Below are 23,705 nucleotides of genomic sequence, written 5' to 3'. Positions count from 1 at the left end.
GGGGTGTAAAAACCCAGCTCGGCAACGGAGCCACCGTGCCGAGCTGGGCTGATCGGGGTGATATGGCAGTGATCGGGTGGGGACGATCAGGCGGGGACGATCAAGCCCGTCGCCGCTGTGGCCGTCGCGTATCGCTGTGCAACGTCTTCCCAGTTGATGACGTTCCAGTAGGCCTTCACGTAGTCGGCCTTGACGTTCTTGTACTGCAGGTAGAAAGCGTGCTCCCACATGTCGAGCATGAGCAACGGAACGATACCGATGCTGATGTTGCCTTGCTGGTCGGTGAGCTGCTCGATGACCAGGCGCTGCCCGACCGTGTCGTAGGCCAGTACCGCCCAGCCGGACCCCTGCAAAGTGGTTGCTACAGCGGAGAAGTGGTTGACGAATGCGTCGAAGGTGCCGAAGTGCTCGTCGATTGCGGCTGCCAACTCGCCCTCTGGCCGCTCACCGCCGTTGGGGGAGAGGTTCTTCCAGAAGATGGAGTGATTGGTGTGGCCGCCGAGGTGGAAGGCGAGGTTCTTGCTGAGCAGCGGCGCCTTCGCGGTGATCGTGCCGTCTTCGCGCGCAGCAGCCAACTGCTCGATTGCGCTGTTGGCGCCCGCCACGTACGTGGCGTGGTGCTTGCTGTGGTGCAGTTCCATGATCTCGCCGGAGATGTGCGGTTCGAGAGCGGCGTAGTCGTAATCCAGTTCGGGGAGAACGTATTCAGTCATGTGACATGCCTTCCTTTGAGGAAATGTTGTGAGTCGAGAGATTCCGATAGGTTCGATTGTGATAGACGAGCGGCGTTGACATGTGCTGCGGATCGATGACGTCGACGACGCGTGCAGTGACGATCACTGCGGCGCCACATGTAGTGGCATTCAAGGGAACCGCACGCAGGGCGTGGCCTGTCCCATGTAGGAACGGTTCACCCGTCGAGAGAAACGACCAGGGCATATCGTCTCCGAAGCGCACAGCGCCGCGGGTTGCGAACGTGGAAGCCAGTCGTTCGTTCGCCGAATTTGCCAGGTGAACAACAAAACTGCGGGCGGAAGCGATGACGCTCGCAGAGCCTCGCAACGACTGCAGTGAAAACGCCAGAACTGCAGGATCGGCGCTGATCGAGATCACCGACGATGACGTGATGCCGGCCGGGCCGTCATCGCCCGTTGCGGTGATGATCGAGACGCCGGCGGGATGGTTCCGGAACGCCTCGACGAAGGAGTTTCGGATGGACGGCTCCGCATCAACAGAGTCGTCCGAAACAGATTGGGTGCCAACCAGTTTTGTGGTCACTCCTCGCCCCTCTTCTGTCTCGGGTTTTGCTGCCGTTGCACTGTCTTGTGCAATACCGACGTTAAAACCTCGAGTGCAGTTGAGGTCAAGATGCTGTGGCGGACCTCACCGTCCGAGCTTGGCTGCCAGACGTTCCATGTATCCGACAACCTCGTCGGGGCTCTTGTCCGGAGTGCCGAACATTGCTTCGGTGACACCGATGTCTTCCCAGTGGGCGAGCTTCTCCGAATCGGGTTTGCCTGCCAGGACGGTTATTTCAGGCTCGCCGACTCTACCTGCTTCGGCCCAGATCTTTCGGAGCAGTTCCACGTTTCCGTCGATCTCCTGCTCGATGGGTGTGGTGATCCACCCGTCGGCAGACTTTGCGATCCACTTGAAAGTCTTCTCGTTGCCGCCGCCGCCCAAGAGGATGGGAGGACGGGGCTTCTGAACTGGTTTGGGCCACGCCCAGCTGGGTCCGTACTTCACGAATTGGCCGTCGTACGACGCTTCTTCCTTCGACCACAGTTCGCCCATGGCTTCGAGATACTCGCGGAGTGCGGTCCGGCGTTTGTTGGGCGGTACGCCGTGGTCGGCGAGTTCCTCTGCATTCCAGCCGAATCCGACGCCGAAGACCACGCGTCCGCCGGAAAGATGGTCCAGCGATGCGATGGTTTTCGCGAGAGTGATCGGATCGTGTTCGAGGGGGAGGGCCACGGAGGTGCCCAATCGGATGGTGTTCGTGACCGACGCGGCGGTGCCGAGGGCAACCCAGGGGTCGAGTGTGCGCATGTAACGGTCGTCGGGCAATTCGGCCGACTGGGTTCCGGGGTGATCGGAATCCCTCGAGACGGGGATGTGAGTGTGCTCCGGAACGTAAAAGGCGTCGAATCCATTCGCCTCCGCAGCCTTTGCTGCATCGGCAGGGCGGATGCCGCGATCACTGGTGAACAGGCTGAGTCCGTAGCGCACTGGTTCTCCTTCGATGGTCCGTCGAAAAACTGTAACCTGTTGCATCTTCGTTCGGATAGGTTTCCGGCCCAGTAAATCGATTGCCGACGTGACCGGGGACGTGGTGAACTCGGGCGGACTTGTTGTGCGTCGAGAAGTGGATGCAGTAGTGATGGATGCAGCGGAGATGAATCGGTTGTCGTGGAATGCGGCGACCGTCGCTCACAACAGTCACAAAGGAGACCAGGCACAGTTCTTTCGCAACGGCGGGTCGACCTTGTATCCGGAAGAACTGGCGCTGCTCGGCGAGATCGACGGCTCCTCGATTCTTCATCTGCAGTGCAATTCCGGTCAGGATTCGTTAAGTTTGGCCGCTCTCGGTGCCGCGGTGACCGGCGTCGACATCGCGGATTCCGCGATCGACTTCGCCCGAACCTTGTCCGCGGAATCCGATATTGCCGCCGATTTCGAGCGTGCCGATGTATCTGCGTGGCTCCGCGCTGCTGCCGCTGGCCAGAGAAAGTTCGACCGAGTCTTTTCTTCGTACGGAACGGTGATCTGGTTACCCGATCTCGACGAGTGGGCCGAGGGGATTGCCGGTGTTCTGGCGCCGAACGGTCGATTCGTTCTGGTGGAGTTTCATCCGTTTGCCATGTGTTTCGACGAGAAGTGGTCGCTGACATACCCGTACGGAGGCGGGACTCCCGTGACCGAACCCCGTGGCGTGGGCGACTACGTGGCAGACTCGGCCGATCTCGTCTTGCCAGGCGCTGAGGGAAACGGAGTCGAGAACTTCGAAAATCCTTTCCCCTCATGTGAATTCAACTGGTCCATTTCCGAGGTGCTAGGAGCTTTGCGGCGCGCCGGATTGACGCTCGAGTCTTTCGACGAGTACCCGTACGCCAACGGTTGGCAAGGATTCGAGGAGATGGCTGAACTCGGCGGCAAGCGTTGGGGAGTCCCGGCCGGACGACCCGAGATCCCGCTCATGTATTCGCTGTCGGTTCGCTTGGCCGACTGACGCCTATTTCCCCCGCATTTGCGGGTAATTGCAGACACAGGTAGTAATTACCCCCATGCCCTCGACGCCACTGACACGACGCATCGCCGTCGACCTGTGCCGTCTTGGTGCCAACTGCTGTTGCTGTTGATTCCTTCCGACTCTCCTGAGTGAGAATGGCGCCGCTCTGTGCGCCTTCGCCCCTGCATATGCGCCCGTTGCTGCATGTGTGCCGGAATTTTCCGTACGTCGAGGAAGAACAGCGATGTCGACTCCTGTCGAAGCAATAGAACCAACATCAGTCACGGAACCGAACCGTGAGCCGCGTCGGCCGTGGACTTCGAGTGCGACCACGGTCGGACTGCCGGTGCTTTCCGTGATCGCATTCTTGGCCCTGTGGCAGGTCGCTGCCGCGAGCGGCACCTGGAGTGAGACCTTCGTGCCGTTCCCGAGCACGGTCTGGCATGCCTTCGTCAACACGATGACCACGCACGACGGAGTGCGCGGCTACCAGGGTTACCTGCTCTGGGAGCACCTCTACATGACGCTGCGACGGGTGCTGGTCGGTGTGATCATCGGCGTCGGATTGGGCGTGATCCTCGGTTTGGCCATGGGATCGGTGACATGGCTGCGGAGCCTGCTCGAACCGTGGTTGACGTTCCTGCGCGCACTGCCGCCCCTGGCGTATTTCTTCCTGCTGGTGATCTGGCTGGGAATCGACGAGGCGCCGAAGATTACATTGCTGGCGCTCGCTGCTCTTCCGCCGGCAGCGGTGGCCACCACAGCTGCTGTGGTCGCGGCGCCGGTCGGACTGGTCGAAGCGGCCAGGGCCCTGGGAGCCTCACGGGCGCAAGTGATCCGGGACGTCGTCATCCCGTCGGCCTTACCGGAAACTTTCACGGGCATTCGGCTGTCGGTGGGTATGGCGTACTCGTCGGTGGTCGCGGCCGAACTGTTCAACGGCATCCCCGGAATCGGCGGAATGGTCAAGGATGCAAGCAATTACAACAACACACCGGTCGTGCTGGTGGGGATCTTTGCCATCGGATTCTCCGGCCTGATCATCGACGGACTGCTGCGGGCTGCAGAGCGCCGCGCCGTTCCCTGGAGGGGAAAAGTATGACTGACAATCAGAAACACGCCAGCAGCAATCTGAAGCGCAGCAGTAATTCGACGCGCAATGAAGGAAGGGCTTCCCGGACGGCGTTCACGGTGCTGATCGGCGTCCTTGCCCTTGTTCTCGGTGCGTGCTCAGTGGATCATTCGGGCCAGGATTCGTCCAAGGAAACAATCCGTATCGCTTACCAGTCGTTCCCGAGCGGCGACTTGATCGTCAAGAACAATCGCTGGCTCGAAGACGCGCTGCCCGAATACAACGTGAAGTGGACGAAGTTCGATTCGGGAGCCGACATCAACACCGCCTTCATCGCCGGTGAAATCGATTTCGGCGCAATCGGTTCGAGCCCGGTTGCTCGTGGCCTCTCGGCACCGCTGAACATTCCGTACCAGGTCGCGTTTGTTCTCGACGTGGCCGGCGACAACGAAGCCCTGGTGGCGCGCAACGCAACCGGAATCAAGACCGTCGCAGATCTGCGCGGCAAGAAAGTGGCCACGGCATTCTCCTCGACCGCGCACTACAGTCTGCTGGCATCGCTGAACCAGGCCGGACTCAGTGCCGACGACGTCCAGTTGGTGGATCTCCAGCCGCAAGCATCCCTCGCAGCCTGGCAGCGCGGTGACATCGATGCCGTCTACACCTGGCTGCCCACGCTCGACGAACTCCGTAAGGACGGAACACAGTTGATCGCCAGCCGTGAGCTCGCGACAGCAGGAAAGCCGACACTCGATCTTGGTGTGGTGTCGACTGCGTTTGCCAAGGATCACCCCGAGATCGTCGACACCTGGCGCCAGGTTCAGGCCCGCGCGCTCACGACGATCGCCACTGATCCGAACGCGGCAGCGGAAGCTGTTGCCGCACAATTAGGCGCCTCGAAGGACGACGCGGCAGCGCAGTTGAAACAGGGTGTGTTCCTCACTCCGGAGCAGATCTCCTCGCCGGAATGGTTGGGCACCGAGGGCGCTCCCGGGAATCTGGCAGTGAACCTGCAGAGTGCAGCGCAATTCCTGGCCGAGCAGAAGCAGATCGACAGTGTGCCTGATCTGGCGGTCTTTCAGAATGCTCTCTATGTGAAGGGGCTTCCCGATGTCCTTGACCAGTAGCGTGACCGCACAGCAGGCCTCGGGAGGATTCGCCCCCGACCGCCCGGGCGCGATCCGAATCGACACCGTCTCGCACAGGTACGGCCACGGTCGAGAGTCCGTCACGGCACTCGGGCCCGTATCGATCGACGTCACACCTGGTGAGTTTCTGGTTCTCGTCGGAGCGTCGGGTTGCGGCAAGAGCACATTGCTGCGCCTGATCGCGGGTTTCGAAAATCCTTCCAGTGGAACGGTTCAGGTCTCCGGATCCGACCCGATTCCCGGGTCGAGTGCGGGAGTGGTGTTTCAGCAGCCACGGCTCTTTCCGTGGAAATCGGTGGGCGGCAACATCGATCTGGCACTCAAATACGCCGGCGTTGCGAAGAGCGAACGCGGGCAAAGGCGTGACGAGCTTCTCGACCGCGTCGGTCTGGTCGGCACTGCGGACCGGCGTATCTGGGAAATCTCCGGCGGGCAGCAGCAGCGGGTGGCAATTGCTCGTGCCTTGGCGGCCGAAACGTCGTTGCTCCTGTTGGACGAACCCTTTGCCGCGCTGGACGCCCTCACTCGCGAGCGTCTGCAGGAGGACCTGCGCAGTGTCAGTGCCGAATCGGGGCGAACAAGTGTCTTCGTCACTCACAGTGCCGACGAGGCGGCCTTTCTCGGCTCCCGCGTCGTAGTTCTGACAAGCCGACCGGGCAAGGTCGCGCTCGACCTGAAAATCGATCTGCCACGAACCGGCGTCGATCCCGACGATCTCCGAGGCTCACCCGAATACGCGGCATTCCGAGCCGAAGTCGGCCATGCGGTCAAGGTTGCAGCTGCAGCGTAGGTACCCTGCGCGTCGACTACCAGGTGGCCGCGTCGATAATAGGAAGGAGAACGTGCAGGACACGACGAACAAGGAGTGGTCATGGCAACTGAGGTGGAGTCCGGTGACCTCGTGCAGGCAGCCGGCCATGCGGGTCCGTGGACGGTAGTCGAAGTTCGCCAGGGGATGGCGCTGCTCGAACACAGTGACGGGCACAGGTTGTCGCGTCGAACGACGACGTTGACCGTCGTCCGCAAGGGCTCGGGCAAGAAGGCAACGGCCGTCGAAGACGGGAACGACGAAAACGGTGCGCCAACTCTGTTCGACTGAAACCGCAGCTCGACTGAAACCGCAGCTCGACTGATCTTCCGTCAGTTCGAGTCGGCGTCAGCTGGAGAAAATGTCGTCTACGCGTTTGTCGAAGTATTCGGCGATTCGGAACGCCAGTGACAGACGCGGGTCGAAGTGTCCCTTCTCGATCGAGATGACGGTCTGGCGTGTGATGCCGAGCGCGTCGGCGCACGCTTGCTGTGACAATCCGGCTGCCGTACGAAGTTCTTGAAGGTTGTTGCGCATCAGATCTCGTCAGATCTCGAATGTGGGGTGCGGTCCCTCGACACTGCCCAGTACCGGATTCCGAAGTCGGCCAGACCGAGGGCTGTAAACATTACGAGCGGCAGTTCGGGAGCGCCGAAGACATTGTGCGCGATCAGCGCGATCCCCATGGCAGTGATCAAGTCGGTGAACGCGCCGAAGCCGGCCTTGCGACTCCATTCTGTTTCGACGGTGTCCTCGGGGTAGGCGGGGGCCTTGTCGTTCTCCGATGGAAAAAGGGCCCACGCCGACCCGATACAAGCCGGTGCCATGACGATTGCGAAGACGATGAAGGCCAACGTCTTCCGATCATCGGCGGTCACTGCTGCGAAAAAGCTGAAGGCTAGCGTTGCTGCGACGCCGATACCGATGATCAGGCTCCACCGTGCCGTGGTGCTCATGAAGCCTCCCAGGTGTAAGAGTTCTTTGACATGCCTGAGCGTAGGTCTACGTGCGCTGGATGTCAAAGAACTCTTACATCGCGCTGAGGGTCAAGCGACCCCGAAAGGCGCTGCGTATGAAAACTTCCCCGTCTGATCGGGGCGGTGCGTGGTGAGGGTCCTGATCTGAAAGTGCTTGCCCCACTCGGCTTCCGGAGACTCGATCCCGGCGTCCGTGCTGGTGACGAACCCGAACTGCGGGTAGTACTCGGTGCTGCCCAGGAGGGCGAGCAGTGGCACGTCCAGAGCGTCGGACGCACCGATCACCGCGTGCATCAGCGCCGAACCGACGCCGCTGCGTTGGTTGTCCGGTGTGACTGCCAACGGGCCGAGGCCAACCGCCTCAACGGGACCGACCCATCCGCGTGTTCCGATCACGAAACCAACGATCTCATCACCGGCGACGGCGACAAGGGACAACTTCGGTAAGTAGTCGTTCGAGGCGAAGAGCTGACGTGTCAGTTCGATCTCGTAGGGAGACTCGCCGGGCGGCGCTTGGTCGGCAAACGCCGCCCCGAGCAGTGAATAGATTGCGTCACGGTCGGAAGAAGTTTCGCGGCGGATGTACATGGCCACGAAACTACCCGCTTCATCTCCGATCGTGCTCCTCGTTTTCGGCCTGACGTGCCACTCGCTTTTCGTAATCCGCACGCCCGTTCGGATCTACCGATGTCAGCGCGCGGCGATCGTCGATCACCCGGCGTCCGATGTTGATCATCCATTCGGGTACTACAGCGTCGATGAGGTCCCAGCCCGCAAGGTAACGCGGAACAGTAGTTTCGGCTCGCCGGTGCGCGACCGTGTCGACGACAGCTTTGGCCACGACCTCGGGTTCAACCGTCGGCATGCCCTTTCCGAGTGGCACACCGGAGGAGAGCCCGGTGCGCACCGCGCTGGGCAGGATGGCGCTGACGCTGACGCCGGAATCTGCGAATTCGACACGAGCAGAGGCGGAAAGGCCCACCGCACCGAACTTGCTTGCGTTGTACACGGCCATTCCTGGCACCGGTAGCTTGCCTGCCATGGACGCGATGTTGACGACGTGGCCGCGTCGCCGATCCACCATGCCGGGCAGCACGGTGCGCATCCCGTGAATCGGGCCCCAGACATTGACGTCGAGGGTTACTCGACTGGTGGCGTCGGACTCGTCGAGGAAGCTGCCGAGCGGCATCACGCCCGCATTGTTGACCAGAATGTCGATGTGACCGAATTCGCCGATCACTGTGGAGACGAACACATCCCAGGATTCGCGTGAGGTGACGTCCAGAGCGTACCCGCGGGCCCGTGCGCCGATGGATGCGGCGGTGTCGACGGCCGTCTCCTCGTCGAGGTCGCCGACGCAGACGAGTGCGCCGCGAGCTGCGAACAACTCCGCTGTGGCCCGGCCGATTCCGCGGCCACCTCCGGAGATGACGACGACTGCTCCGTCGAGATCGATCGGCGGGTAGGTGGTGCCGAAAAGGCTCATGTGGTGTACTCCGGTTCGGGGGTGGTGGTGGGCTCAGCGGGGGTGTCGTCTGACGCAGGGTTGTCGGACAGCGTGTGGTTGTAGGCATATGGATCGAAGGCCCGTAGCCGTCGACGCATGGCTCCTGACGACCACGGCCAGTTGAAGCTGTTGCGGCCGTTGACGTCGAAGAAATAGCTTTCGCAACCACCGGCGTTGTAGACCGTGGTACCCAATGCCTCCTGAACTTGAGAGTTGAAGGCTGCCTGTACTTCCGGGCGCACGTCGATGGTTTTCCAGCCGTGCCGACGAGCGTGGCCGATCCCCTGTGCCACATAGTTCAGTTGGGCTTCCAGAATCATGAAGGCCGACGTGTGTCCGGTGCCGAGGCTCGGGCCCAGCAGAATGAACGCGTTGGGGAATCCGCTGACGGCGGAACCGAAGTACGCCCGCGGGCTTCCCTGCCAATGATCGTCGAGTGATCGACCTTCTCCGTCGAATACCTTTGATGCAATGGGCATGTCGAGGATGTGGAAGCCCGTTCCGAAGATGATCGCGTCCACTTCCGATTCCACTCCGTCGGCTCCGATCACGGTGTTGCCGTGGATCTCTTCGACTGCGTTGGCATGGACGGTCACGTTGGGTCTGCCGAGGGCCGGGTAGTACGAGTTCGACATGAGTAGTCGCTTGCAACCGAGGGTGTAGTCGGGAGTCAGCGCCTTGCGTAGCTTCGGATCGCGCACCTGCAAGCGCAATTGGGCCGACCCGAGTTTCTGCACGATACGCAGGATCCACGGATTGCGGAACCCCAATCCAAGCGCTTCCATGATTCCGTATTCGATGCTGCGTAGAGCCTTGTGCGCTCCCGGTACGAATCGCATGACGGACCTTTCGATCCGCGGTACGTAGTGATCGGGTTTGGGAAGGACCCATTGAGCGGTGCGTTGGTAAAGGTGAAGGGCGGACACGTCGGAGACGATGCGCGGCACGAATTGGACTGCGGAAGCGCCGGTACCTACGACGGCGACGCGCTTTCCGGTCAAGTCGTAGTCGTGATTCCACTGCGAGGAATGAAACACCTCGCCCTCGAACGTTTCCAGCCCGGGGATCGCCGGCGTCAAGGGTTCGTTCCACGGGCCGGCGGCGGCTATCACGAAACGAGCAGTGAGTTCACCGCTGGAAGTTGTGATCTTCCAGAGTGATTGCGATGCGTCCCACTGTGCGGAGAGCATTTCTACCCCGAAGCGAACGTGCTTGTCGACCCCGTGGCGGACGGCCGTGTCCTCGATGTACTCGCGGATCTCCGGCTGCTCCGCGAACAGTCGGGTCCAATCCGGATTGGCGGCAAAGGAATACGAGTACAGGCCGGACGGAACGTCGCAGGCACAACCGGGATAGGTGTTGGCGCGCCAGGTGCCGCCGAGGGAGTCCGCTTTCTCGAGCAGGACAAAATTGTCGATCCCGAGGCGCTGCAGGTGAATTGCTGCACCGATCCCGGAGATCCCGCCACCGATGATCACGACCTCGAAGTGGTCAGTTCTGTTGTTCACTGAGTCTGCGCTTTCACTGGTGGGACGGGGTGGAGTGGAACGGGCGCGCATCGAGTTCGCGTTTCACGCTCGCACGTGTTGTACGTAGGGATGATTCGAAGGTGGCGAGCCGCCGTCGGCCGTCCATGAAGTTGGCGCCCATGACGGCGAGATCGTCGTCGGTGGCGTCTATGCGCAAGACCCTGGTTCCCGCAGCGCGCACCAGTTCGATTTCCCGGTCGAGGCCCTTGGACATGGAGTTCCGCAGGGCGCCGCGTTCGATACGGGCGGCGCCGCGCGCCGGCTTCAGTGTTCGAGATGCCATGGGCGCCAGTACAACCAGCTCGTCGAGTTCGAGGGGGAGCAGGAGGTCTACCGATGTCGTGGACGCCGCGCCGCCGTCGATGTACCTGACGCCGTCGATGGTGACAGGTGGGAACCAGCCGGGAATCGCCCAAGACGCTCGAAGCGCTTCACCGACTGTCGCTTTCGGAGCCCCCTGTGCCCCGAACGCGACCCGTCGCCCGGTTCTGTAGTCCATGGATACCATGTACGCGCACGGATGTGGGAGCCACGAATCGCCAGGGGCAAGAGATTCGGCGAGCGTGGTGAGCCAGGACGGGTCGCCGCCACCACGCGGTGCGATACCGCTCATCCGGCTCAGAACGGGAAGATCTCGACGCGTCACCAGTCGTGGATTGCCGATCCCCAAACTCGGAAGTGGCGGGATTCTTCCGGGCGCCGATGCTGTGTGGGCGAGGAGTTCGGGACGTGCGGCGGGCTCTCCGAGTTGCATGGCTACCAACTCGTCGACGCCGACTCCGCTGCCGAGCATTGTCACGAACTCGGCTCCGGCGGACGTGCCGATGATGGCGGTGGCTTCGCGGGGATCCCAGTCGAGGGCGTCCCGAACCGAGGCGAGGGCAGCAACGGTCCAGGCGAAGCCGAGGGTGCCGCCGCATCCGATTGCCAATCCCCGTCTAGGCGCGCTGTGTCGTCCGGACCCGGGCGCGGTGGTGCCGGTCACTTCTGAAGTCATATTTCGGAGACTATCAGTATCTGAATAACGTGGGTACCCCAAATTGGGGTTTCGGGAGTGCGCCTGCGGTGCGCTTCCGGTATTCGGCTACCGTTGGAATCTCGATACTCAGAACCGCGAGGAGGTTCCGATGGCGCGATTGACCAGGCAGGAAGCGCAGGCGATGACCCGCGAGACCTTGTTGGCGACGGCCGTCGAACATTTCCTCGATCGCGGGTACGCCGCCGCGTCGCTCGATCAGATCGCTGAGGATGCCGGTTATTCCAAAGGTGCGGTGTACTCGAACTTCAAGAACAAGGACGAGTTGTGCGCCGAGGTGCTCGGCCGAATCAGGTTGACCAAGGTCGGCGAGATCACCTCACAGCTCGGAGCCAATTCGACGCTCGACGACGCGGTGGCCGAGTTCGCGCGATGGGCCGAGCGAACCATCGGGGACAAGAGATGGACGTTGCTCGAAGTCGAGTTCTCGGTGCGATCGCGGCACAGCGAAGAGATCCGCGAAAAGATCGCGACGGGTGCCGATCAGGTGCGCGGATTGATTGCCGGAGTGGTGCAACATCTTGCCGAGTCCAACGGCGTGACGCCGGCACTGGACCCGAACGCCGCGGCACTGCGCATACTCAGCGTCGGAATCGGTTTGGGGCTACAGCGTGCGATCAGCCCTGAGCTGCCGGTTGATCCGCTGGTGGATACGTTGCGGGAGATTTTGCTGGGTGGGTGAGTAGAACGCGGAGCATTCCGCCGATCTCGGCGACGGCGGTGCGCGAACTCACGCTCGGTCCCAGAACGTTGACGAAGCCGTGGATGAACCCGCGATAGCGTCGATCGGTCACGTGAACACCGTTGTCGCGCAATCGAGCTGCGTAGGCTTCGCCTTCGTCCCGGAGTGGATCGAATCCCGCCGTGATCACGATGGCCGGCGGCAGTCCGGTCGCGTCGGGGGCGCGTAGCGGCGACACCATCGGATCGAGTCGATCGGCATTGCTGCCGAGGAAGCTGGACTCGTAGAAGTTCATGTTGGCCTCGGTCAGGAAGAAACCTTCACCGAACGTCGTTCGCGAGGGGGCCTTCTCGTGAAAGTCGGTCGCGGGGTAGATCAACAGCTGCGCCGCCGGTGGGGTCTTGCCGTCGTCGCGGGCACGCAGCGCGACCGTTGCGGAAAGATGCCCGCCCGCGCTGTCGCCCCCGACAGCGATGCGCGTCGGGTCTGCGCAGAACTCGTCGGCGCGGTCGACGATATCGAGGTAGGCGGCGTAGGCATCGTGTACCGGTGTGGGGAAAGCGAATTCGGGTGAGAGCCGGTAGTCGACCGAGATGACCCGTGCGCCGGAGGTTTCGGCCAACAGGCGGCACGGGGCATCGTGGGATTCGATGCTGCCCTGTACCCACCCGCCGCCGTGGAAGTAGACGAGCAGAGCGCCGGTGTCGGCTGTCGGGACGTAGAGCCGGGCGCGAAGCGGGCCGTCGGCACCCGAAACGGAGATCTCCTCGGTGTGGACGGGCGTGGGCCTGCCGCCCATCATGATCGCGGTTCGGGTGAGATTGGCGCGAGCAGCGGCGAGTGACTGGGGATCGGTTGAATGCGAGGGGAGTGGCCGCGTCTTCGCGAGCGTGAGCAGAAGGTGTGCGTCGGCGTCGAGCGTGTTGCCCTCGATGACGACGGGTGGTCCGGTGATTCGACGTTTCACCGCGCTGGGCAGTGCGAATGCGGCTGCCACCAAGGATGCTTCGGCGCGATCTCGAATGCTGCGGCTGCTGGCCTGCTTCACGGATTCCGACACGTGGCGCAGACTACCAAGCATGACTACTGCGGCACTGTCGATCACGCAGATCGAGAACACACATCTGGTTCGGTGCGGTCACGCCAATTGGGTCCTGGTCGAAGAGGGGTCCGATCTGACCTTGATCGACGGCGGATATCCGGCCAACGGCACCGACGTCGAACGCTCGATCGAACAGATCGGTCACCAGCTCGGGGATGTTCGGGCAATTCTCGTCACGCACGCGCACATCGATCACATCGGTGGGATCGCGGACATCGTGACTCGGCTCGAGGTTCCGGTCCTGATGGATCCGTTGGAAGTGCCGCATGCGAAGAGGGAGTATCTGCAACAGTTGTCGCCGGCCGGAGTTCCGTTGCTGTTGTGGCGGCGAGGTGCTCCGAAATGGCTTCGCGACGTGATCGGAGTCGGCGCGTTGAAAGGTGCGGAACTGCCTCGGGCACAGTCCTTTGCGTCCGGTGGTGCGCTGGACGTTCCCGGTCGGATCGTGCCGATTCCCACTCATGGGCATACCGACGGCCACAGCGCTTACCTTGTTCCCGACGCAGGAGTGATCGCGTCGGGTGACGCTCTGGTGACCGGACACGCGACGTCGAGCGTCGCCGGACCACAATTTCTGGTGTGCCCCTTCAATCATGACCGTGAAGCGACCGACCAGGCGTTGGACAATATCGCCGGTGCACCTGCCGGCGTGCTGTTTCCCGGACACGGTCCGGTTTACGAGGGCAGCATGACTGCCGCGGTCGAACAGGCCCGAGCGGGTCGGACAAGGATGCGTCCATGACTACTGTCGAAACGGTCGACGAAGGTGCGGTGCACGGTTTCCTTCATCGACCTGCTTCTGTGTCCTTCGCGTCGCCCGTCGCCACGCTTGCACTGACTCACGGCGCGGGAAGTAACTGCGACACCGTGCTGTTGCGTGCTGTTGCCGACGGCTTTGCTGCGGCAGGAGCGCAAGTTCTGCGCTTCGATCTCGCGTTTCGGGTGCGTCGAGCTTCGGGGCCTCCGCATCCGTCGCGTGCTGCGGAGGATCGCGCGGGCATTGCCGAGGTGATTGCTGCTCTTCGCAAGGACTACTCGGTGCCCGGACCCGTTCTGCTCGGCGGACATTCGTACGGCGGTCGGCAGGCGTCGATGCTTGCGGCGGAGAACCCGGGACTTGTCGACGGCCTGGTCCTTCTCTCCTATCCACTGCATCCACCGAAGAAGCCCGAGAAGCTCAGAACCGAACACCTGCCCGACCTGAACACACCGACCGTTGTCGTCCACGGATCGAAGGACGAGTTCGCGACAACGGAGGAGATGCGGGCAGCACTCGCCTTGATTCCCGCCGCGACGCGTCTGGTGGAGTTCGAAGGAGCTCGACACGACTTGTCCGTGGTGAAATTTCCGGTGGTGGAGGAGACAGTCGCGGCCGCATCGGCGGTGTTTGCGTTCTGAACGCCGAGCGGGCGGTTGCCCGTGTCGGTGGTTCCTGGTGAGATCGAACCATGAGTGCCCAGCCGTATCAGCCCAGTGCCCTGTCCGACGTCACGGTGAGCGTCGACGGTGACGACACAGTCGTCAGCTTTCCTCGGGTGCTGCCGTATTCCGTCGAGAAGGTGTGGGAGGCGATCACCGACCCTGAGATGTTGGCGCAATGGACGCCGTACACCGCCGATCGGAATCTGAGCCGTACCGGTGATGCGGTGATCACCATGCTCACCGAGGACGGCGCCCCCGAAATGTCGCTGCCGGTCACCGTTCACGTCGTGGAGACCACTCGGCGGCTCGAACACGAGTGGGGCCCGGACGAATTGGTGTGGGACCTGACCCCGATCGAAGACGGTACCCGCGTCGTGCTGACGCAGAGGTCGCGCGCCGAGGGGATGGCGTCGGCGCTCGCTGCGGGGTGGCATCTGTGCTTCGACGTACTCGATGCCCTTCTGGCAGGCGAGCCCTTCGGACCGATTGTGGGTGAACGGGCGCGCGAGTACGGCTGGGACGCACTCAACTCCGGTTACGCGCGACAGTTGGGCATCGACGAATCTCAGGTCTGGTAGCTGCTCAGAGTTTGCGACTGGCAGGCTTTCTGGTGGAGGCTCGCGCGATCAGTTCGACGGGAAGCTTCACGGATTCGACGTTCTTGCCGGAGATCAGTGCGAGTAGGTGCTCGAGCCCGGTCGCACCGATCTTTCGGGCGGGGGACCTGACCGTCGTCAGGGGCACCGGGAGTTGGGAGACAACCGGAATGTCGTTGTAGCCGACCAACGCAAGATCGTCGGGAATGCTCAACCCGAGATCACGGGCCACACCGAGTACGCCGATCGCGATGGTGTCGCTCACCGTGAAGACGGCGTCAGGGCGCGTGTTCCCGCTGAGCAGTGTCGCCGCCGCATCGACACCCCCTTGAACTTCGAACTCGGACGCCACTATTCGGTTCGGCGGCAGTTCCAGACCGGCTTCGGTCAGGGCATCGCGGAAACCCGCGACGCGTTCCCGCGACGTGCTGGCGTGATCCGGCCCCGCGATCACTCCGAGATCGCGATAGCCGCAGTCCAGTAGATGCTTCCCCGCGAGGTAGCCGCCGAGGCGGTCGTCGCCGCTGACAAAGGGAAGGCTTCGGTTGACGGATGACGTCGCCGAGTCGATGTGCCGGTTCAGCAGCAGGATCGGCAGTGAGCGCAGGGGGAGCGAGTCGACGAAATCGGTACCCGGCAGGTGGATGCTGCTCAGCATGAGACCGTCGACCTGTCGGCTCACCAGGAACTCGACCGCTTTGCGTTGCGCTTCCAGATCGTCGGGCGGGCTGGAGAGCAAGACGGAGTACCCGGCTGCGGTGGCGGCTTCCTCGATGCCTTGGAACATGGTGGCCACTACAACGTCTGTCAATCTCGGCATCACGACGCCGATGGTGGTGGTCTTGCGGGTACGAAGGCTGGCCGCCCACAGGTTCGGTTGGTAACCGAGTTCCTCGGCAACCTGACGAACCCGGAGTGCGGAGTCGGACCAGCCGTCGGCGGGCTCGGGCTGACGGAGGACCCGCGACGCCGTCGAGATGTGGACCCCGGCCTGGTCGGCGATTTCGCGCAGCGTCGGCGGACGGCCGTTGCTGCGGTTCGACGGATCGGGCGTCATCTGCGTCGTGGCTCCTGGTGTGCGTCGGTTCTGAGTTGGTTCGGTGTCGGTCGGCTGTTCGGGGATTGACGGGTGCGCAACCGGGCTCTACTCTAGGCGATGCAAACGATTGCGCAATCGTTCTCGCAAAGGATTGCGCCCGAGAACACTGGAGGCCCCGTGACCACGCCGCAGTCCCTGTCCGAGCTTTTTGCCATCGACACCCTGCTGGACGCCGAGGAGATCGCGATCCGCGACACGGTCCGCAAGATGGTCGACGATCGCATTCGCCCGCACGTAGGTGAATGGTTCGAAGCGGCAGCACTGCCGGCTCGTGAGCTGGCCAAGGAACTGGGCGCGCTCGGCGTACTGGGCATGCACCTCGAGGGCTACGGCTGTGCCGGGATGAGCGCCACGGCGTACGGGTTGGCCTGCCAGGAACTCGAAGCTGTCGATTCGGGCATTCGCAGCCTCGTCTCGGTCCAGGGCTCGCTCGCCATGTTCGCGATCCACCACAACGGAAGTGAAGAGCAGAAGGAAGAATGGCTCCCGCGAATGGCGGCGGGTGAAGCCATCGGCTGCTTCGGTCTCACGGAACCCGATTTCGGATCCAACCCCGGCGGTATGCGAACCAACGCCAAGCGCGACGGCGACGACTGGATCCTCAACGGCACCAAGATGTGGATCACCAACGGCTCCATCGCGGACGTCGCCGTGGTCTGGGCTCGAACCGACGACGGCGTGCGCGGATTTGTCGTTCCCACCGACACTCCGGGATTCTCCGCCCCCGAGATCAAGAACAAGATGTCGCTCCGGGCGTCGGTCACCTCGGAACTGGTGCTCGAGGACGTGCGTCTGCCTGCCTCGGCGATGCTGCCCAAGGCTCGCGGACTGTCCGGCCCGCTCGGCTGCCTCAACGAGGCACGCTTCGGCATCATCTTCGGGGCAATGGGTGCAGCACGTGACTGCCTCGAGACTGCGATCTCATATGCACGTGATCGCAAGGTCTTCGACAAGTCGCTCGCCGCGTATCAGATCACCCAGGCCAAGATCGCCGACATGGCAGTCGAATTGGGCAAGGGGCAGTTGCTCGCCATCCACCTCGGGCGCCTCAAGGACGCCGGGACGGTTCGCCCCGAGCAGGTCAGCACCGGCAAGCTCAACAATGTCCGCGAGGCCATCAAGATCGCCCGTGAATGCCGAACCATTCTGGGCGCCAACGGCATCACGCTCGAGTACCCCGTGATCCGGCACGCCAACAACCTCGAATCCGTTCTCACCTACGAGGGCACGTCCGAGGTTCACCAGCTCGTGATCGGCCGCGCTCTCACCGGTGAAGAAGCTTTCCGGTGACGGCAGATGCTGTCGGAGCGCTCGACGGGTTGGTGATCGCTGATTTCGGCCGCGTCCTCGCCGGTCCGTACGCCACGATGATTCTCGCCGACCTGGGTGCCGAGGTCGTCAAGATCGAGCGGCCGGGTGTCGGGGACGACACTCGCAGCTGGGGCCCACCGTGGGTGGGGGACGAGTCGAGCTACTTTCTGTCGGTGAACCGTAACAAGAAGTCGGTCACTCTGGACCTGCGCGAGCGCGAGGATCTGGAGAGTGCACGCGAGCTGGTTCGCAATGCGGACGTCGTGGTGCAGAACTTCCTGCCGGGAACGATGGACCGTCTGGGGCTGGGCTACGACGCTGTCCGAGAAATGAATCCGCGTGCGGTCTACTGCTCGATCAGCGGCTTCGGTGGCAACAACTCTCTGCCGGGATACGACCTGTTGATTCAGGCGGTCGGCGGATTGATGAGTATCACCGGACCCGATCCCAAGACTCCCACCAAGGTCGGTGTCGCGGTGGTCGACGTCATCACCGGCCTGCATGCCAGCGTGGGAATCCTTGCAGCGCTGCGCCATCGCGATCGCACAGGCGAAGGGCAGCACGTCGAGGTCAATCTGTTGTCCTCGTTGCTGTCCGCACTGGCCAACCAGTCGTCCGGCTACGTGGCCGCGGGCGTGGTGCCGCAGGCAATGGGCAACCGGCATCCGAGCATCGCACCATACGAGGTATTCGACACCGCGGACCGTCCGCTGGTCCTCGCGGTCGGCAATGATCGGCAATTCAGTTCGTTGACAGAGGTTCTCGGAGTTTCCGAACTTGCCGCTGATGCGCGTTTCGCGTCCAACAGCGACAGGGTTGCGCATCGAGAAGAACTGTTCGACGCCGTCACTGCTGCATTGGCCAAGGGCTCTGCGGACTCGTGGTTCGAGGCACTGACCGAGCGAGGTGTTCCGTGTGGGCCTCTCAACGACATCGCCGACGCGATAGCGCTGGCGGAACGGCTGAATCTCGATCCGGTGGTGTCCATCGACGACCCGCGTCGCGATGCACCGACTCGGCAGGTAGCCAATCCGATTCGGATGAGCGGCACGCCGGCAACCTATCGGTCGGCCCCGCCGCGGTTGGGGGAGGACAGCGTTCCCACTCCGTCCGGAGTCAGTTGACCCAAGCGAATCGGCCACCGGAATACCGGTGGCCGATCTGCGTGTGTGGCCGACTCAGCTGACCTTCAAGACCAGCTTTCCGGTGTTCGCTCCGGCGAAGAGAAGATTGAGGCTGTCGCCGAACGCGTCGATACCGCCGTCGACGACGTGCTCGCGAGCAGTCAATTCGCCACTCTTGATCCACTTTCCGATCTGCTCTTGTGCTTCTGCGTAGCGATCGAGGTAGTCGAAGACCACGAAGCCGGCCATCGTGGCGCGGTTGACGAGAAGTGACAGGTAGTGAGCAGGGCCTGGCTGAGGTTCGGTGGCGTTGTAGCCCGCGATGGCGCCGCAGATGACCACCCGAGCTCCGAGGCGCAGACGGGAGAGAGCGGCGTCGAGAATTTCTCCGCCGACGTTGTCGAAGTACACGTCGATACCGTCGGGAGCGTTGGACTTGAGCGCCTTGTATACGGATTCGTTCTTGTAGTCGATGGCGACATCGAAGCCGAGGTCCTCGGTGAGCCACGCGCACTTCTCCGGACCGCCGGCGATGCCGATGACCTTGCATCCGTGAAGCTTTGCGATCTGGCCGACCAGACTGCCGACCGCACCCGCGGCACCGGACACGACGACGGTGTCACCGTCTTTCAGCTTTCCGACGTCGAGTAATCCGAAATACGCAGTGACGCCGGGGAAACCGAGAGCGCCGAGCCAGGTCGGTAGGGGAGCGATCGATTCGTCGACCCGAGTGACGTCTGTACCGTCGGAAACGCCGTACTCGGAAGCGCCGAAGGATCCGGCCACGATGTCCCCGACCTGGTAATCGGGGTGCTGTGATTCGGTGATGCGTCCGACGCCGTGGGCGCGCATGACGGAACCGAGCTTGACCGGCGGAACGTACGACTTGACGTCGTTGAGCCAACCGCGCATCGCGGGGTCGAGGGAGAGGTATTCGACCTTGACGACAAACTCGCCCGGTCCGGCGGACGGGATCTCGGCATCGACGTATTCCCAGGTGGAAGCGTCGGGAAGTCCTGTCGGGCGGGCGGCGAGGCGTACTTGGCGGTTGGTCATCTCTCCCCTTCGGCGAAACGAATTGAACTTGAGGCCGGATTCAATATAGGTGATGGATCACGAACTGGGAAGAGTTGGATGAACCGATTGACGACTATGTATGTTCGATCGATGAGCAATGTGGTCGAAGACGCGCCTGGTTGGTTCACTCGGGCGTTGGCAGCGCCGGTCGAGACGGGGTCGGTGGAGGTCGAGGGTGCCTCGGTGCACTTTCGGGCTTGGGGGCCGGCGGGGCCGGGAATCGTGCTGATTCACGGCGGCGCAGCCCACAGTCGCTGGTGGGATCACATTGCGCCGCAGTTCGCCGAGGGGCGCCGCGTCGTCGCTCTCGACTTGACGGGCCACGGCGACAGTGACACTCGCGACGCCTACGCGATGTCCCAGTGGGCTCGCGAGGTGCTGGCGGCGGCCGAGGCCGGGGGAATCGACGGCAAGCCGATTCTGGTGGGGCACAGTATGGGTGGGATTGTTTCTTTCGTGGCCTCGCATCTGCATGGCGAACTGTTGGACGGGGTTGTCATCATCGATTCTCCGCTCAAGGCGCGTACGCCCGAAGAGGAGGCGGCTCGACGCCAGAATGCGTTCGGCCCCAAGAAGGTTTATCCCACCAGGGAAGACGCGATGGGCCGTTTCCGCTTCGTTCCGCCGCAGGATTCGGGTCTGCCTGCGGTGCGTGACCATGTGGCGGCCACGTCGATGGAGGAAGTCGAGGGCGGTTGGTCGTGGAAGTTCGATCCGAATTTCTTTCTCCGAGTAGGCGCCGAAGATGTCCTCGACAGCGAACCACGTTGCCGCGTAGCCTATTTCCGAGCCGAGAACGGCATCGTGTCCGATCGACTCATGGAGCACATGCGCGGATTGTTCGGAACGGAGGCCATCGTGGCGGAGATTCCCGAAGCCGGACATCACGTCATGATCGATCAGCCGTTGCAACTCGTGACCGGGGTGCGAACTGTGTTGAGTGCGTGGTCCGTCGCAAGTCAAGTGCCGGTAGATCAAGCGGCAGGTAACGTCGAGGGAAGGGTAGAAGCATGAGCACGGAATTGACGCTCGAACCGAAAGTCGAAGCTGCACTGAAGTTGTGGCACACCATGATCGAAACCGGCGATCTGTCGGCGCTACCGACGATCGTCGCGCCCGACGCGCAGTTCCGATCGCCCACGGGATTCAAGCCGTACCAGTCCGCGGATGCCGTTGTGCTCATTCTCAATACGGTGATCCAGGTGTTCGAGAACTTCGAGTACCACCGTCAGTTCGCCGGAGCCAACGGTCGACAGGTCGTGCTCGAATTCAGTGCGAACATCGGCGACAAGAGTCTCAAGGGAATCGACATGGTCGAATTCGACGAGGACGGCAAGATCGTCGATTTCGAGGTCATGGTGCGTCCGGCCAGCGGGCTCGCGGCTTTGGCTGCCGAAATGGGTAAGAGGCTCGGGCAGACGCTACCGACCTACAAAGCCTGAACTGAGTCCGGCCAAGGCTCAGTTCGTACTGAATCCGCCGTTGGAGTGAAGGAGTTGTCCCGTAATCCAGCCTCCGGCGTCGGACATCAGAAACCGAACGAGGTTTGCAGTGTCGCCGGGAGTACCCAGCCGGCCGGCAGGAGTCTGGAGGGTTGTGGCCTGTCTGATCTCGGGTGTCATCCATCCTGTGTCGATAGGTCCTGGGTTGACGACGTTGGCTCGTATGCCGCGTGATCCAAGTTCGACTGCGGCGGCGATGACGATGCGGTCGAGAGCGCCCTTGCTGGCCCCGTACGGAAGATTGTGGGCCGCATGGTCGCTGGTGAGTGCGATGATCCGCCCGGCCACCTGACTGACGTCGCGCTGTTCCGGAAGCCGTTCAGCGAACGCTTTGATCAGCAGCCAGGAGGCGCGAGTGTTGACGGCGAAATGTCGTTCCCAGCTCTCGACGGTGGTATCGAGGATCGAGCTGTCGACGCTTTCGCAATGTGAGAGCACCAGCCCACGGAGGTCGTTCCGCGCTGCGGCAGCGTCAACGAGCTGATCGGCCACGTCGGGCGAGGCCAGATCTCCGGGAACGAGGTCGACACGGCTTCCGAGTGCGCGACACTTCTCGGCAATGTCTTGCGGATCGTGCGCTCCGCGCCCGAACCCGACGCGTTCGTCGTAAGGCTCCCAGTAGCCGATAGCCAGATCCCAACCATCCTCGGCAAGGCCCAATGCGAGGCCCGCTCCGATCGACTTGCTCCGACCGACACCGGTGATCAATACGGTCCCGCGCTTGTCAGACACTGCTCGCCTCCAGAGATGTCCTGCAATTCAAATGGGGTGAGGTCACTTCAGATGGAAGCATCACTGTAGCGGGCGAGCTGTCGCCTGTATCGAGCGAGCTGTCGCCGTGCCTCGACCTGACCTGTGTCTTGACACGGCGCTGTTCACAGCGTTTGACTGAGATGCAAGCTCGAGTTGATTCGCCCGACTGCGTTCCGGGAGGTTGACCTATGCGCGGCAATGGAATTGCAGGCAAGGCTTTCTCAGGCGAGGGCTGTAGACGTGGAGCACGGTCTCATCGCGGGACCGTCTCGGTTCTGGCTTTGGTTGGGGTGTGCGTACTTTCGTTTGCCACCACTCAGATGGCCGGCGCGCAACCGGTTGCAGAGAATGTCGATACCGGGTTCGTGATCCCTTTTGCCGGGGCACCGGTCTACGAGAGCGTCGCGCCCACGCAGATGACTACTCCGGATCAACTCAACCAGCCACTCGGTCAGCAGACTGCGGAAGAGATTGCCGCGCAGATCGGACTCGAGCCAGCCGACGCTTTGACCGAGGAGCAGTATCGCGACCTCATGGCCGGTGGTGGGGTCGGTGGCAATCTCGAGGATGCCGAGGTGATCGACGAATGCGCCCGGATTCTCACCAATACGAACGGGCGGCCCCTCTATTCCGGCACTACGCCGTCGGTTCTGGCCAGTTACGGGTTGTACGTGAATCCCGACGGATTGCTGGAGAGTCCGGCCAACGCGGATGCGCCGACGCGACAGGTGAATACGCTGATCGCCCCTGGCGGTTTCGTGGGCACCTGGTTGCGCAACAACGGTGCAACGCACACTCTGATTGCGCTCTATCAGTCGGCATACACGGTGCAGGCAGTCTACGGATTTGCAGCGCAACAGATTTCGGGAGCAGCGCAGCTGGTGGCCAACACCAAAGGCGATGTGAATTCGGAAGTCGGCATGTCGATGGCACCGCCGCTCTGGATAGTGAACTTCGCACTGCTCTACATCTTGAAGCCGTCACTGGCGGCGGCCATGCCTGCGCACTGGGCTCCCATTCCGCCTGCCGTTGCCGACGCCGTGAAAGCGAGTCCCACCGGTCAAGTCGCTTTCAGTGACTACGCGTCCTATTTCGAGTGATCGGTCTGGCGGACAGCGCTCACGAACTTCTCGATCAACGCGTGGTCCTTGACGCCGCGGGAGGATTCGACGCCGCTGGAGACGTCGACGCCCCAGGCTCCGGTGGCATCGAGTGCGTCGCGAACGTTGTCCGGGGACAGTCCGCCCGCCAGGATCCACTTGCCTTGCGGGCGCGATTGCTGTTGGGCCCAGTTCCACGGCACCCCTGATCCGGCGTCTGCGCCGTCGATCAGGAGTTCGTCCTCGCCGAGGTCGAGATTGTAACCGTCGCGGACGTTGCTGGAGACGACCGCGCGGATGACGGTGAGGCCGGCATCGTGCAGCCGCTGCACTTGCTCGGCGTCGACAAGATCGTGAACCTGTACGGTGCGAAGCCCGGTGATCTTCGCGATCTCGAGGATCTGTCCGATCGGGTTGCCGAGAAAGACTCCGATTGCACGGATGTGATCGGGAACTCGCGCGAGCAGAGCGACTGCGAGTGTGGGGTCGACTTTGCGGACGCTCTCGGCGAAGACGAAACCGATGGCGTCGACGCCCAGGCCCACCGTGAGGTCGACCGTGTCAACGTCGCGTAGGCCACAGACCTTGATGAATGTCACCTGATACAGAGTACTAGCGTCGTCGTCTAGCC

The 23,705-nt window shown here is 62.5% G+C and carries 28 protein-coding genes; 14 read left to right on the top strand and 14 right to left on the bottom strand.

Annotated features, from left to right (window positions below; translation table 11 throughout):
• Positions 1 to 86: 86 nt before the first annotated feature.
• The 3 genes from A0W34_RS23660 to A0W34_RS23650 all read right to left on the bottom strand — a co-directional run bounded on the left by A0W34_RS23660 (position 87) and on the right by A0W34_RS23650 (position 2,229).
• Entirely contained in the window at positions 87 to 713 is a 627-nt protein-coding gene (locus A0W34_RS23660; RefSeq protein ID WP_030535220.1) for a superoxide dismutase, read from the bottom strand.
• Positions 706 to 1,278, bottom strand: a complete 573-nt coding sequence (locus A0W34_RS23655) for a flavin reductase family protein (RefSeq protein WP_081558373.1) — start codon at positions 1,276 to 1,278, stop codon at positions 706 to 708. Before A0W34_RS23655 ends, A0W34_RS23660 begins: the two co-directional genes overlap by 8 nt.
• Before the next feature lie 105 nt (positions 1,279 to 1,383).
• Positions 1,384 to 2,229, bottom strand: coding sequence for an LLM class F420-dependent oxidoreductase (locus A0W34_RS23650; RefSeq protein ID WP_050654799.1), 846 nt, complete (start codon positions 2,227 to 2,229; stop codon positions 1,384 to 1,386).
• An 88-nt stretch (positions 2,230 to 2,317) separates the two neighbouring features.
• Here A0W34_RS23650 and A0W34_RS23645 point away from each other — a divergent pair, with 88 nt between their 5' ends.
• The 5 genes from A0W34_RS23645 (at position 2,318) to A0W34_RS23625 (ending at position 6,548) form a co-directional block, all read left to right on the top strand.
• Positions 2,318 to 3,229: a class I SAM-dependent methyltransferase gene (locus A0W34_RS23645; protein WP_081558372.1), complete on the top strand. Its 912-nt coding sequence runs from the start codon at positions 2,318 to 2,320 to the stop codon at positions 3,227 to 3,229.
• 244 nt (positions 3,230 to 3,473) lie between these two features.
• Positions 3,474 to 4,331 (top strand): ABC transporter permease, encoded by an 858-nt coding sequence (locus A0W34_RS23640; RefSeq protein WP_054827123.1) that lies wholly within the window; start codon positions 3,474 to 3,476, stop codon positions 4,329 to 4,331.
• Positions 4,328 to 5,428 (top strand): taurine ABC transporter substrate-binding protein, encoded by a 1,101-nt coding sequence (locus A0W34_RS23635; RefSeq protein WP_063315833.1) that lies wholly within the window; start codon positions 4,328 to 4,330, stop codon positions 5,426 to 5,428. The genes A0W34_RS23640 and A0W34_RS23635 overlap by 4 nt, the downstream gene beginning before the upstream one ends.
• A complete protein-coding gene (locus A0W34_RS23630; protein WP_081558371.1) occupies positions 5,412 to 6,239 on the top strand; it encodes an ABC transporter ATP-binding protein in 828 nt (275 codons plus the stop codon). The genes A0W34_RS23635 and A0W34_RS23630 overlap by 17 nt, the downstream gene beginning before the upstream one ends.
• Before the next feature lie 81 nt (positions 6,240 to 6,320).
• Complete coding sequence (locus tag A0W34_RS23625) at positions 6,321 to 6,548, top strand: hypothetical protein (RefSeq protein WP_172403438.1); 228 nt, start codon at positions 6,321 to 6,323, stop codon at positions 6,546 to 6,548.
• Positions 6,549 to 6,605: 57 nt separating this feature from the next.
• On the opposite strand, the gene A0W34_RS23620 is transcribed toward A0W34_RS23625, so the two are convergent.
• The 6 genes from A0W34_RS23620 to A0W34_RS23595 all read right to left on the bottom strand — a co-directional run bounded on the left by A0W34_RS23620 (position 6,606) and on the right by A0W34_RS23595 (position 11,267).
• A complete protein-coding gene (locus A0W34_RS23620; RefSeq protein WP_003940277.1) occupies positions 6,606 to 6,794 on the bottom strand; it encodes a helix-turn-helix transcriptional regulator in 189 nt (62 codons plus the stop codon).
• Positions 6,794 to 7,213 (bottom strand): hypothetical protein, encoded by a 420-nt coding sequence (locus A0W34_RS23615; RefSeq protein WP_081558369.1) that lies wholly within the window; start codon positions 7,211 to 7,213, stop codon positions 6,794 to 6,796. Before A0W34_RS23615 ends, A0W34_RS23620 begins: the two co-directional genes overlap by 1 nt.
• A 90-nt stretch (positions 7,214 to 7,303) precedes the next feature.
• Complete coding sequence (locus A0W34_RS23610) at positions 7,304 to 7,822, bottom strand: GNAT family N-acetyltransferase (protein ID WP_081558368.1); 519 nt, start codon at positions 7,820 to 7,822, stop codon at positions 7,304 to 7,306.
• A gap of 19 nt (positions 7,823 to 7,841) precedes the next feature.
• Positions 7,842 to 8,720 carry an SDR family oxidoreductase gene (locus A0W34_RS23605; RefSeq protein WP_007733788.1) on the bottom strand — a complete coding sequence of 293 codons (879 nt, stop codon included), beginning with the start codon at positions 8,718 to 8,720 and terminating at the stop codon, positions 7,842 to 7,844.
• Positions 8,717 to 10,249, bottom strand: coding sequence for a flavin-containing monooxygenase (locus A0W34_RS23600; protein ID WP_081558367.1), 1,533 nt, complete (start codon positions 10,247 to 10,249; stop codon positions 8,717 to 8,719). The genes A0W34_RS23605 and A0W34_RS23600 overlap by 4 nt, the downstream gene beginning before the upstream one ends.
• A gap of 13 nt (positions 10,250 to 10,262) precedes the next feature.
• Positions 10,263 to 11,267, bottom strand: a complete 1,005-nt coding sequence (locus tag A0W34_RS23595) for a patatin-like phospholipase family protein (RefSeq protein WP_081558366.1) — start codon at positions 11,265 to 11,267, stop codon at positions 10,263 to 10,265.
• A 130-nt stretch (positions 11,268 to 11,397) separates the two neighbouring features.
• On the opposite strand from A0W34_RS23595, the gene A0W34_RS23590 reads away from it, so the two are divergent.
• Positions 11,398 to 11,988, top strand: a complete 591-nt coding sequence (locus tag A0W34_RS23590; protein WP_030535226.1) for a TetR/AcrR family transcriptional regulator — start codon at positions 11,398 to 11,400, stop codon at positions 11,986 to 11,988.
• On the opposite strand, the gene A0W34_RS23585 is transcribed toward A0W34_RS23590, so the two are convergent.
• A complete protein-coding gene (locus A0W34_RS23585; RefSeq protein WP_232329910.1) occupies positions 11,924 to 13,048 on the bottom strand; it encodes an alpha/beta hydrolase in 1,125 nt (374 codons plus the stop codon). The two genes, A0W34_RS23590 and A0W34_RS23585, sit on opposite strands and share 65 nt — an antisense overlap.
• Before the next feature lie 19 nt (positions 13,049 to 13,067).
• On the opposite strand from A0W34_RS23585, the gene A0W34_RS23580 reads away from it, so the two are divergent.
• The 3 genes from A0W34_RS23580 to A0W34_RS23570 are packed head-to-tail and all read left to right on the top strand — an operon-like array spanning position 13,068 to position 15,090.
• On the top strand, positions 13,068 to 13,832 hold the full coding sequence (locus A0W34_RS23580) for an MBL fold metallo-hydrolase (RefSeq protein ID WP_042922301.1): 765 nt from the start codon (positions 13,068 to 13,070) through the stop codon (positions 13,830 to 13,832).
• A complete protein-coding gene (locus A0W34_RS23575; protein ID WP_081558364.1) occupies positions 13,829 to 14,488 on the top strand; it encodes an alpha/beta hydrolase family protein in 660 nt (219 codons plus the stop codon). Before A0W34_RS23580 ends, A0W34_RS23575 begins: the two co-directional genes overlap by 4 nt.
• Before the next feature lie 50 nt (positions 14,489 to 14,538).
• Positions 14,539 to 15,090, top strand: coding sequence for an SRPBCC family protein (locus A0W34_RS23570; RefSeq protein ID WP_081558363.1), 552 nt, complete (start codon positions 14,539 to 14,541; stop codon positions 15,088 to 15,090).
• Positions 15,091 to 15,094: 4 nt separating this feature from the next.
• Here A0W34_RS23570 and A0W34_RS23565 read toward each other — a convergent pair whose 3' ends face one another.
• The gene (locus tag A0W34_RS23565; RefSeq protein WP_042922299.1) at positions 15,095 to 16,165 is read right to left on the bottom strand and encodes a LacI family DNA-binding transcriptional regulator; all 1,071 of its coding nucleotides are present in this window, start codon (positions 16,163 to 16,165) and stop codon (positions 15,095 to 15,097) included.
• Between the two features lie 159 nt (positions 16,166 to 16,324).
• Between A0W34_RS23565 and A0W34_RS23560 the strand changes: the two genes are divergently transcribed.
• The gene (locus A0W34_RS23560; protein ID WP_003939770.1) at positions 16,325 to 17,497 is read left to right on the top strand and encodes an acyl-CoA dehydrogenase family protein; all 1,173 of its coding nucleotides are present in this window, start codon (positions 16,325 to 16,327) and stop codon (positions 17,495 to 17,497) included.
• On the top strand, positions 17,494 to 18,642 hold the full coding sequence (locus A0W34_RS23555) for a CaiB/BaiF CoA transferase family protein (protein WP_003939934.1): 1,149 nt from the start codon (positions 17,494 to 17,496) through the stop codon (positions 18,640 to 18,642). Before A0W34_RS23560 ends, A0W34_RS23555 begins: the two co-directional genes overlap by 4 nt.
• 54 nt (positions 18,643 to 18,696) lie before the next feature.
• Here A0W34_RS23555 and A0W34_RS23550 read toward each other — a convergent pair whose 3' ends face one another.
• The gene (locus tag A0W34_RS23550; protein WP_003939765.1) at positions 18,697 to 19,698 is read right to left on the bottom strand and encodes an NADP-dependent oxidoreductase; all 1,002 of its coding nucleotides are present in this window, start codon (positions 19,696 to 19,698) and stop codon (positions 18,697 to 18,699) included.
• 111 nt (positions 19,699 to 19,809) lie between these two features.
• Between A0W34_RS23550 and A0W34_RS23545 the strand changes: the two genes are divergently transcribed.
• Both A0W34_RS23545 and A0W34_RS23540 read left to right on the top strand, forming a co-directional pair.
• Positions 19,810 to 20,733: an alpha/beta fold hydrolase gene (locus A0W34_RS23545; RefSeq protein WP_058037741.1), complete on the top strand. Its 924-nt coding sequence runs from the start codon at positions 19,810 to 19,812 to the stop codon at positions 20,731 to 20,733.
• On the top strand, positions 20,730 to 21,161 hold the full coding sequence (locus A0W34_RS23540; RefSeq protein WP_003940510.1) for a nuclear transport factor 2 family protein: 432 nt from the start codon (positions 20,730 to 20,732) through the stop codon (positions 21,159 to 21,161). The genes A0W34_RS23545 and A0W34_RS23540 overlap by 4 nt, the downstream gene beginning before the upstream one ends.
• An 18-nt stretch (positions 21,162 to 21,179) precedes the next feature.
• On the opposite strand, the gene A0W34_RS23535 is transcribed toward A0W34_RS23540, so the two are convergent.
• Positions 21,180 to 21,953: an SDR family oxidoreductase gene (locus tag A0W34_RS23535; protein WP_058037742.1), complete on the bottom strand. Its 774-nt coding sequence runs from the start codon at positions 21,951 to 21,953 to the stop codon at positions 21,180 to 21,182.
• Positions 21,954 to 22,162: 209 nt separating this feature from the next.
• On the opposite strand from A0W34_RS23535, the gene A0W34_RS23530 reads away from it, so the two are divergent.
• Positions 22,163 to 23,074, top strand: a complete 912-nt coding sequence (locus A0W34_RS23530; protein ID WP_058037743.1) for a hypothetical protein — start codon at positions 22,163 to 22,165, stop codon at positions 23,072 to 23,074.
• Here the strand turns inward: A0W34_RS23530 and A0W34_RS23525 are convergent.
• The gene (locus A0W34_RS23525; protein ID WP_058037744.1) at positions 23,062 to 23,673 is read right to left on the bottom strand and encodes a phosphoribosylanthranilate isomerase; all 612 of its coding nucleotides are present in this window, start codon (positions 23,671 to 23,673) and stop codon (positions 23,062 to 23,064) included. The two genes, A0W34_RS23530 and A0W34_RS23525, sit on opposite strands and share 13 nt — an antisense overlap.
• Between the last annotated feature and the right edge of the window lie 32 nt (positions 23,674 to 23,705).

The sequence above is a fragment of the Rhodococcus sp. BH4 genome (genome assembly GCF_002079265.1).
Classification (GTDB): Bacteria; Actinomycetota; Actinomycetes; order Mycobacteriales; family Mycobacteriaceae; genus Rhodococcus_F; species Rhodococcus_F qingshengii.
This window is presented reverse-complemented; position numbering and strand designations above follow the sequence as displayed.

Bases quoted from the DNA above. Each gene is read 5' to 3' on its own strand.
- A0W34_RS23660 (WP_030535220.1), bottom strand. From the start codon at position 713: ATGACTGAATACGTTCTCCCCGAACTGGATTACGACTACGCCGCTCTC.
- A0W34_RS23640 (WP_054827123.1), top strand. From the start codon at position 3,474: ATGTCGACTCCTGTCGAAGCAATAGAACCAACATCAGTCACGGAACCG.
- A0W34_RS23635 (WP_063315833.1), top strand. From the start codon at position 4,328: ATGACTGACAATCAGAAACACGCCAGCAGCAATCTGAAGCGCAGCAGT.
- A0W34_RS23630 (WP_081558371.1), top strand. From the start codon at position 5,412: ATGTCCTTGACCAGTAGCGTGACCGCACAGCAGGCCTCGGGAGGATTC.
- A0W34_RS23625 (WP_172403438.1), top strand. From the start codon at position 6,321: ATGGCAACTGAGGTGGAGTCCGGTGACCTCGTGCAGGCAGCCGGCCAT.
- A0W34_RS23620 (WP_003940277.1), bottom strand. From the start codon at position 6,794: ATGCGCAACAACCTTCAAGAACTTCGTACGGCAGCCGGATTGTCACAG.
- A0W34_RS23615 (WP_081558369.1), bottom strand. From the start codon at position 7,213: ATGAGCACCACGGCACGGTGGAGCCTGATCATCGGTATCGGCGTCGCA.
- A0W34_RS23610 (WP_081558368.1), bottom strand. From the start codon at position 7,822: ATGTACATCCGCCGCGAAACTTCTTCCGACCGTGACGCAATCTATTCA.
- A0W34_RS23605 (WP_007733788.1), bottom strand. From the start codon at position 8,720: ATGAGCCTTTTCGGCACCACCTACCCGCCGATCGATCTCGACGGAGCA.
- A0W34_RS23595 (WP_081558366.1), bottom strand. From the start codon at position 11,267: ATGACTTCAGAAGTGACCGGCACCACCGCGCCCGGGTCCGGACGACAC.
- A0W34_RS23590 (WP_030535226.1), top strand. From the start codon at position 11,398: ATGGCGCGATTGACCAGGCAGGAAGCGCAGGCGATGACCCGCGAGACC.
- A0W34_RS23580 (WP_042922301.1), top strand. From the start codon at position 13,068: ATGACTACTGCGGCACTGTCGATCACGCAGATCGAGAACACACATCTG.
- A0W34_RS23575 (WP_081558364.1), top strand. From the start codon at position 13,829: ATGACTACTGTCGAAACGGTCGACGAAGGTGCGGTGCACGGTTTCCTT.
- A0W34_RS23570 (WP_081558363.1), top strand. From the start codon at position 14,539: ATGAGTGCCCAGCCGTATCAGCCCAGTGCCCTGTCCGACGTCACGGTG.
- A0W34_RS23565 (WP_042922299.1), bottom strand. From the start codon at position 16,165: ATGACGCCCGATCCGTCGAACCGCAGCAACGGCCGTCCGCCGACGCTG.
- A0W34_RS23550 (WP_003939765.1), bottom strand. From the start codon at position 19,698: ATGACCAACCGCCAAGTACGCCTCGCCGCCCGCCCGACAGGACTTCCC.
- A0W34_RS23545 (WP_058037741.1), top strand. From the start codon at position 19,810: ATGAGCAATGTGGTCGAAGACGCGCCTGGTTGGTTCACTCGGGCGTTG.
- A0W34_RS23540 (WP_003940510.1), top strand. From the start codon at position 20,730: ATGAGCACGGAATTGACGCTCGAACCGAAAGTCGAAGCTGCACTGAAG.
- A0W34_RS23530 (WP_058037743.1), top strand. From the start codon at position 22,163: ATGCGCGGCAATGGAATTGCAGGCAAGGCTTTCTCAGGCGAGGGCTGT.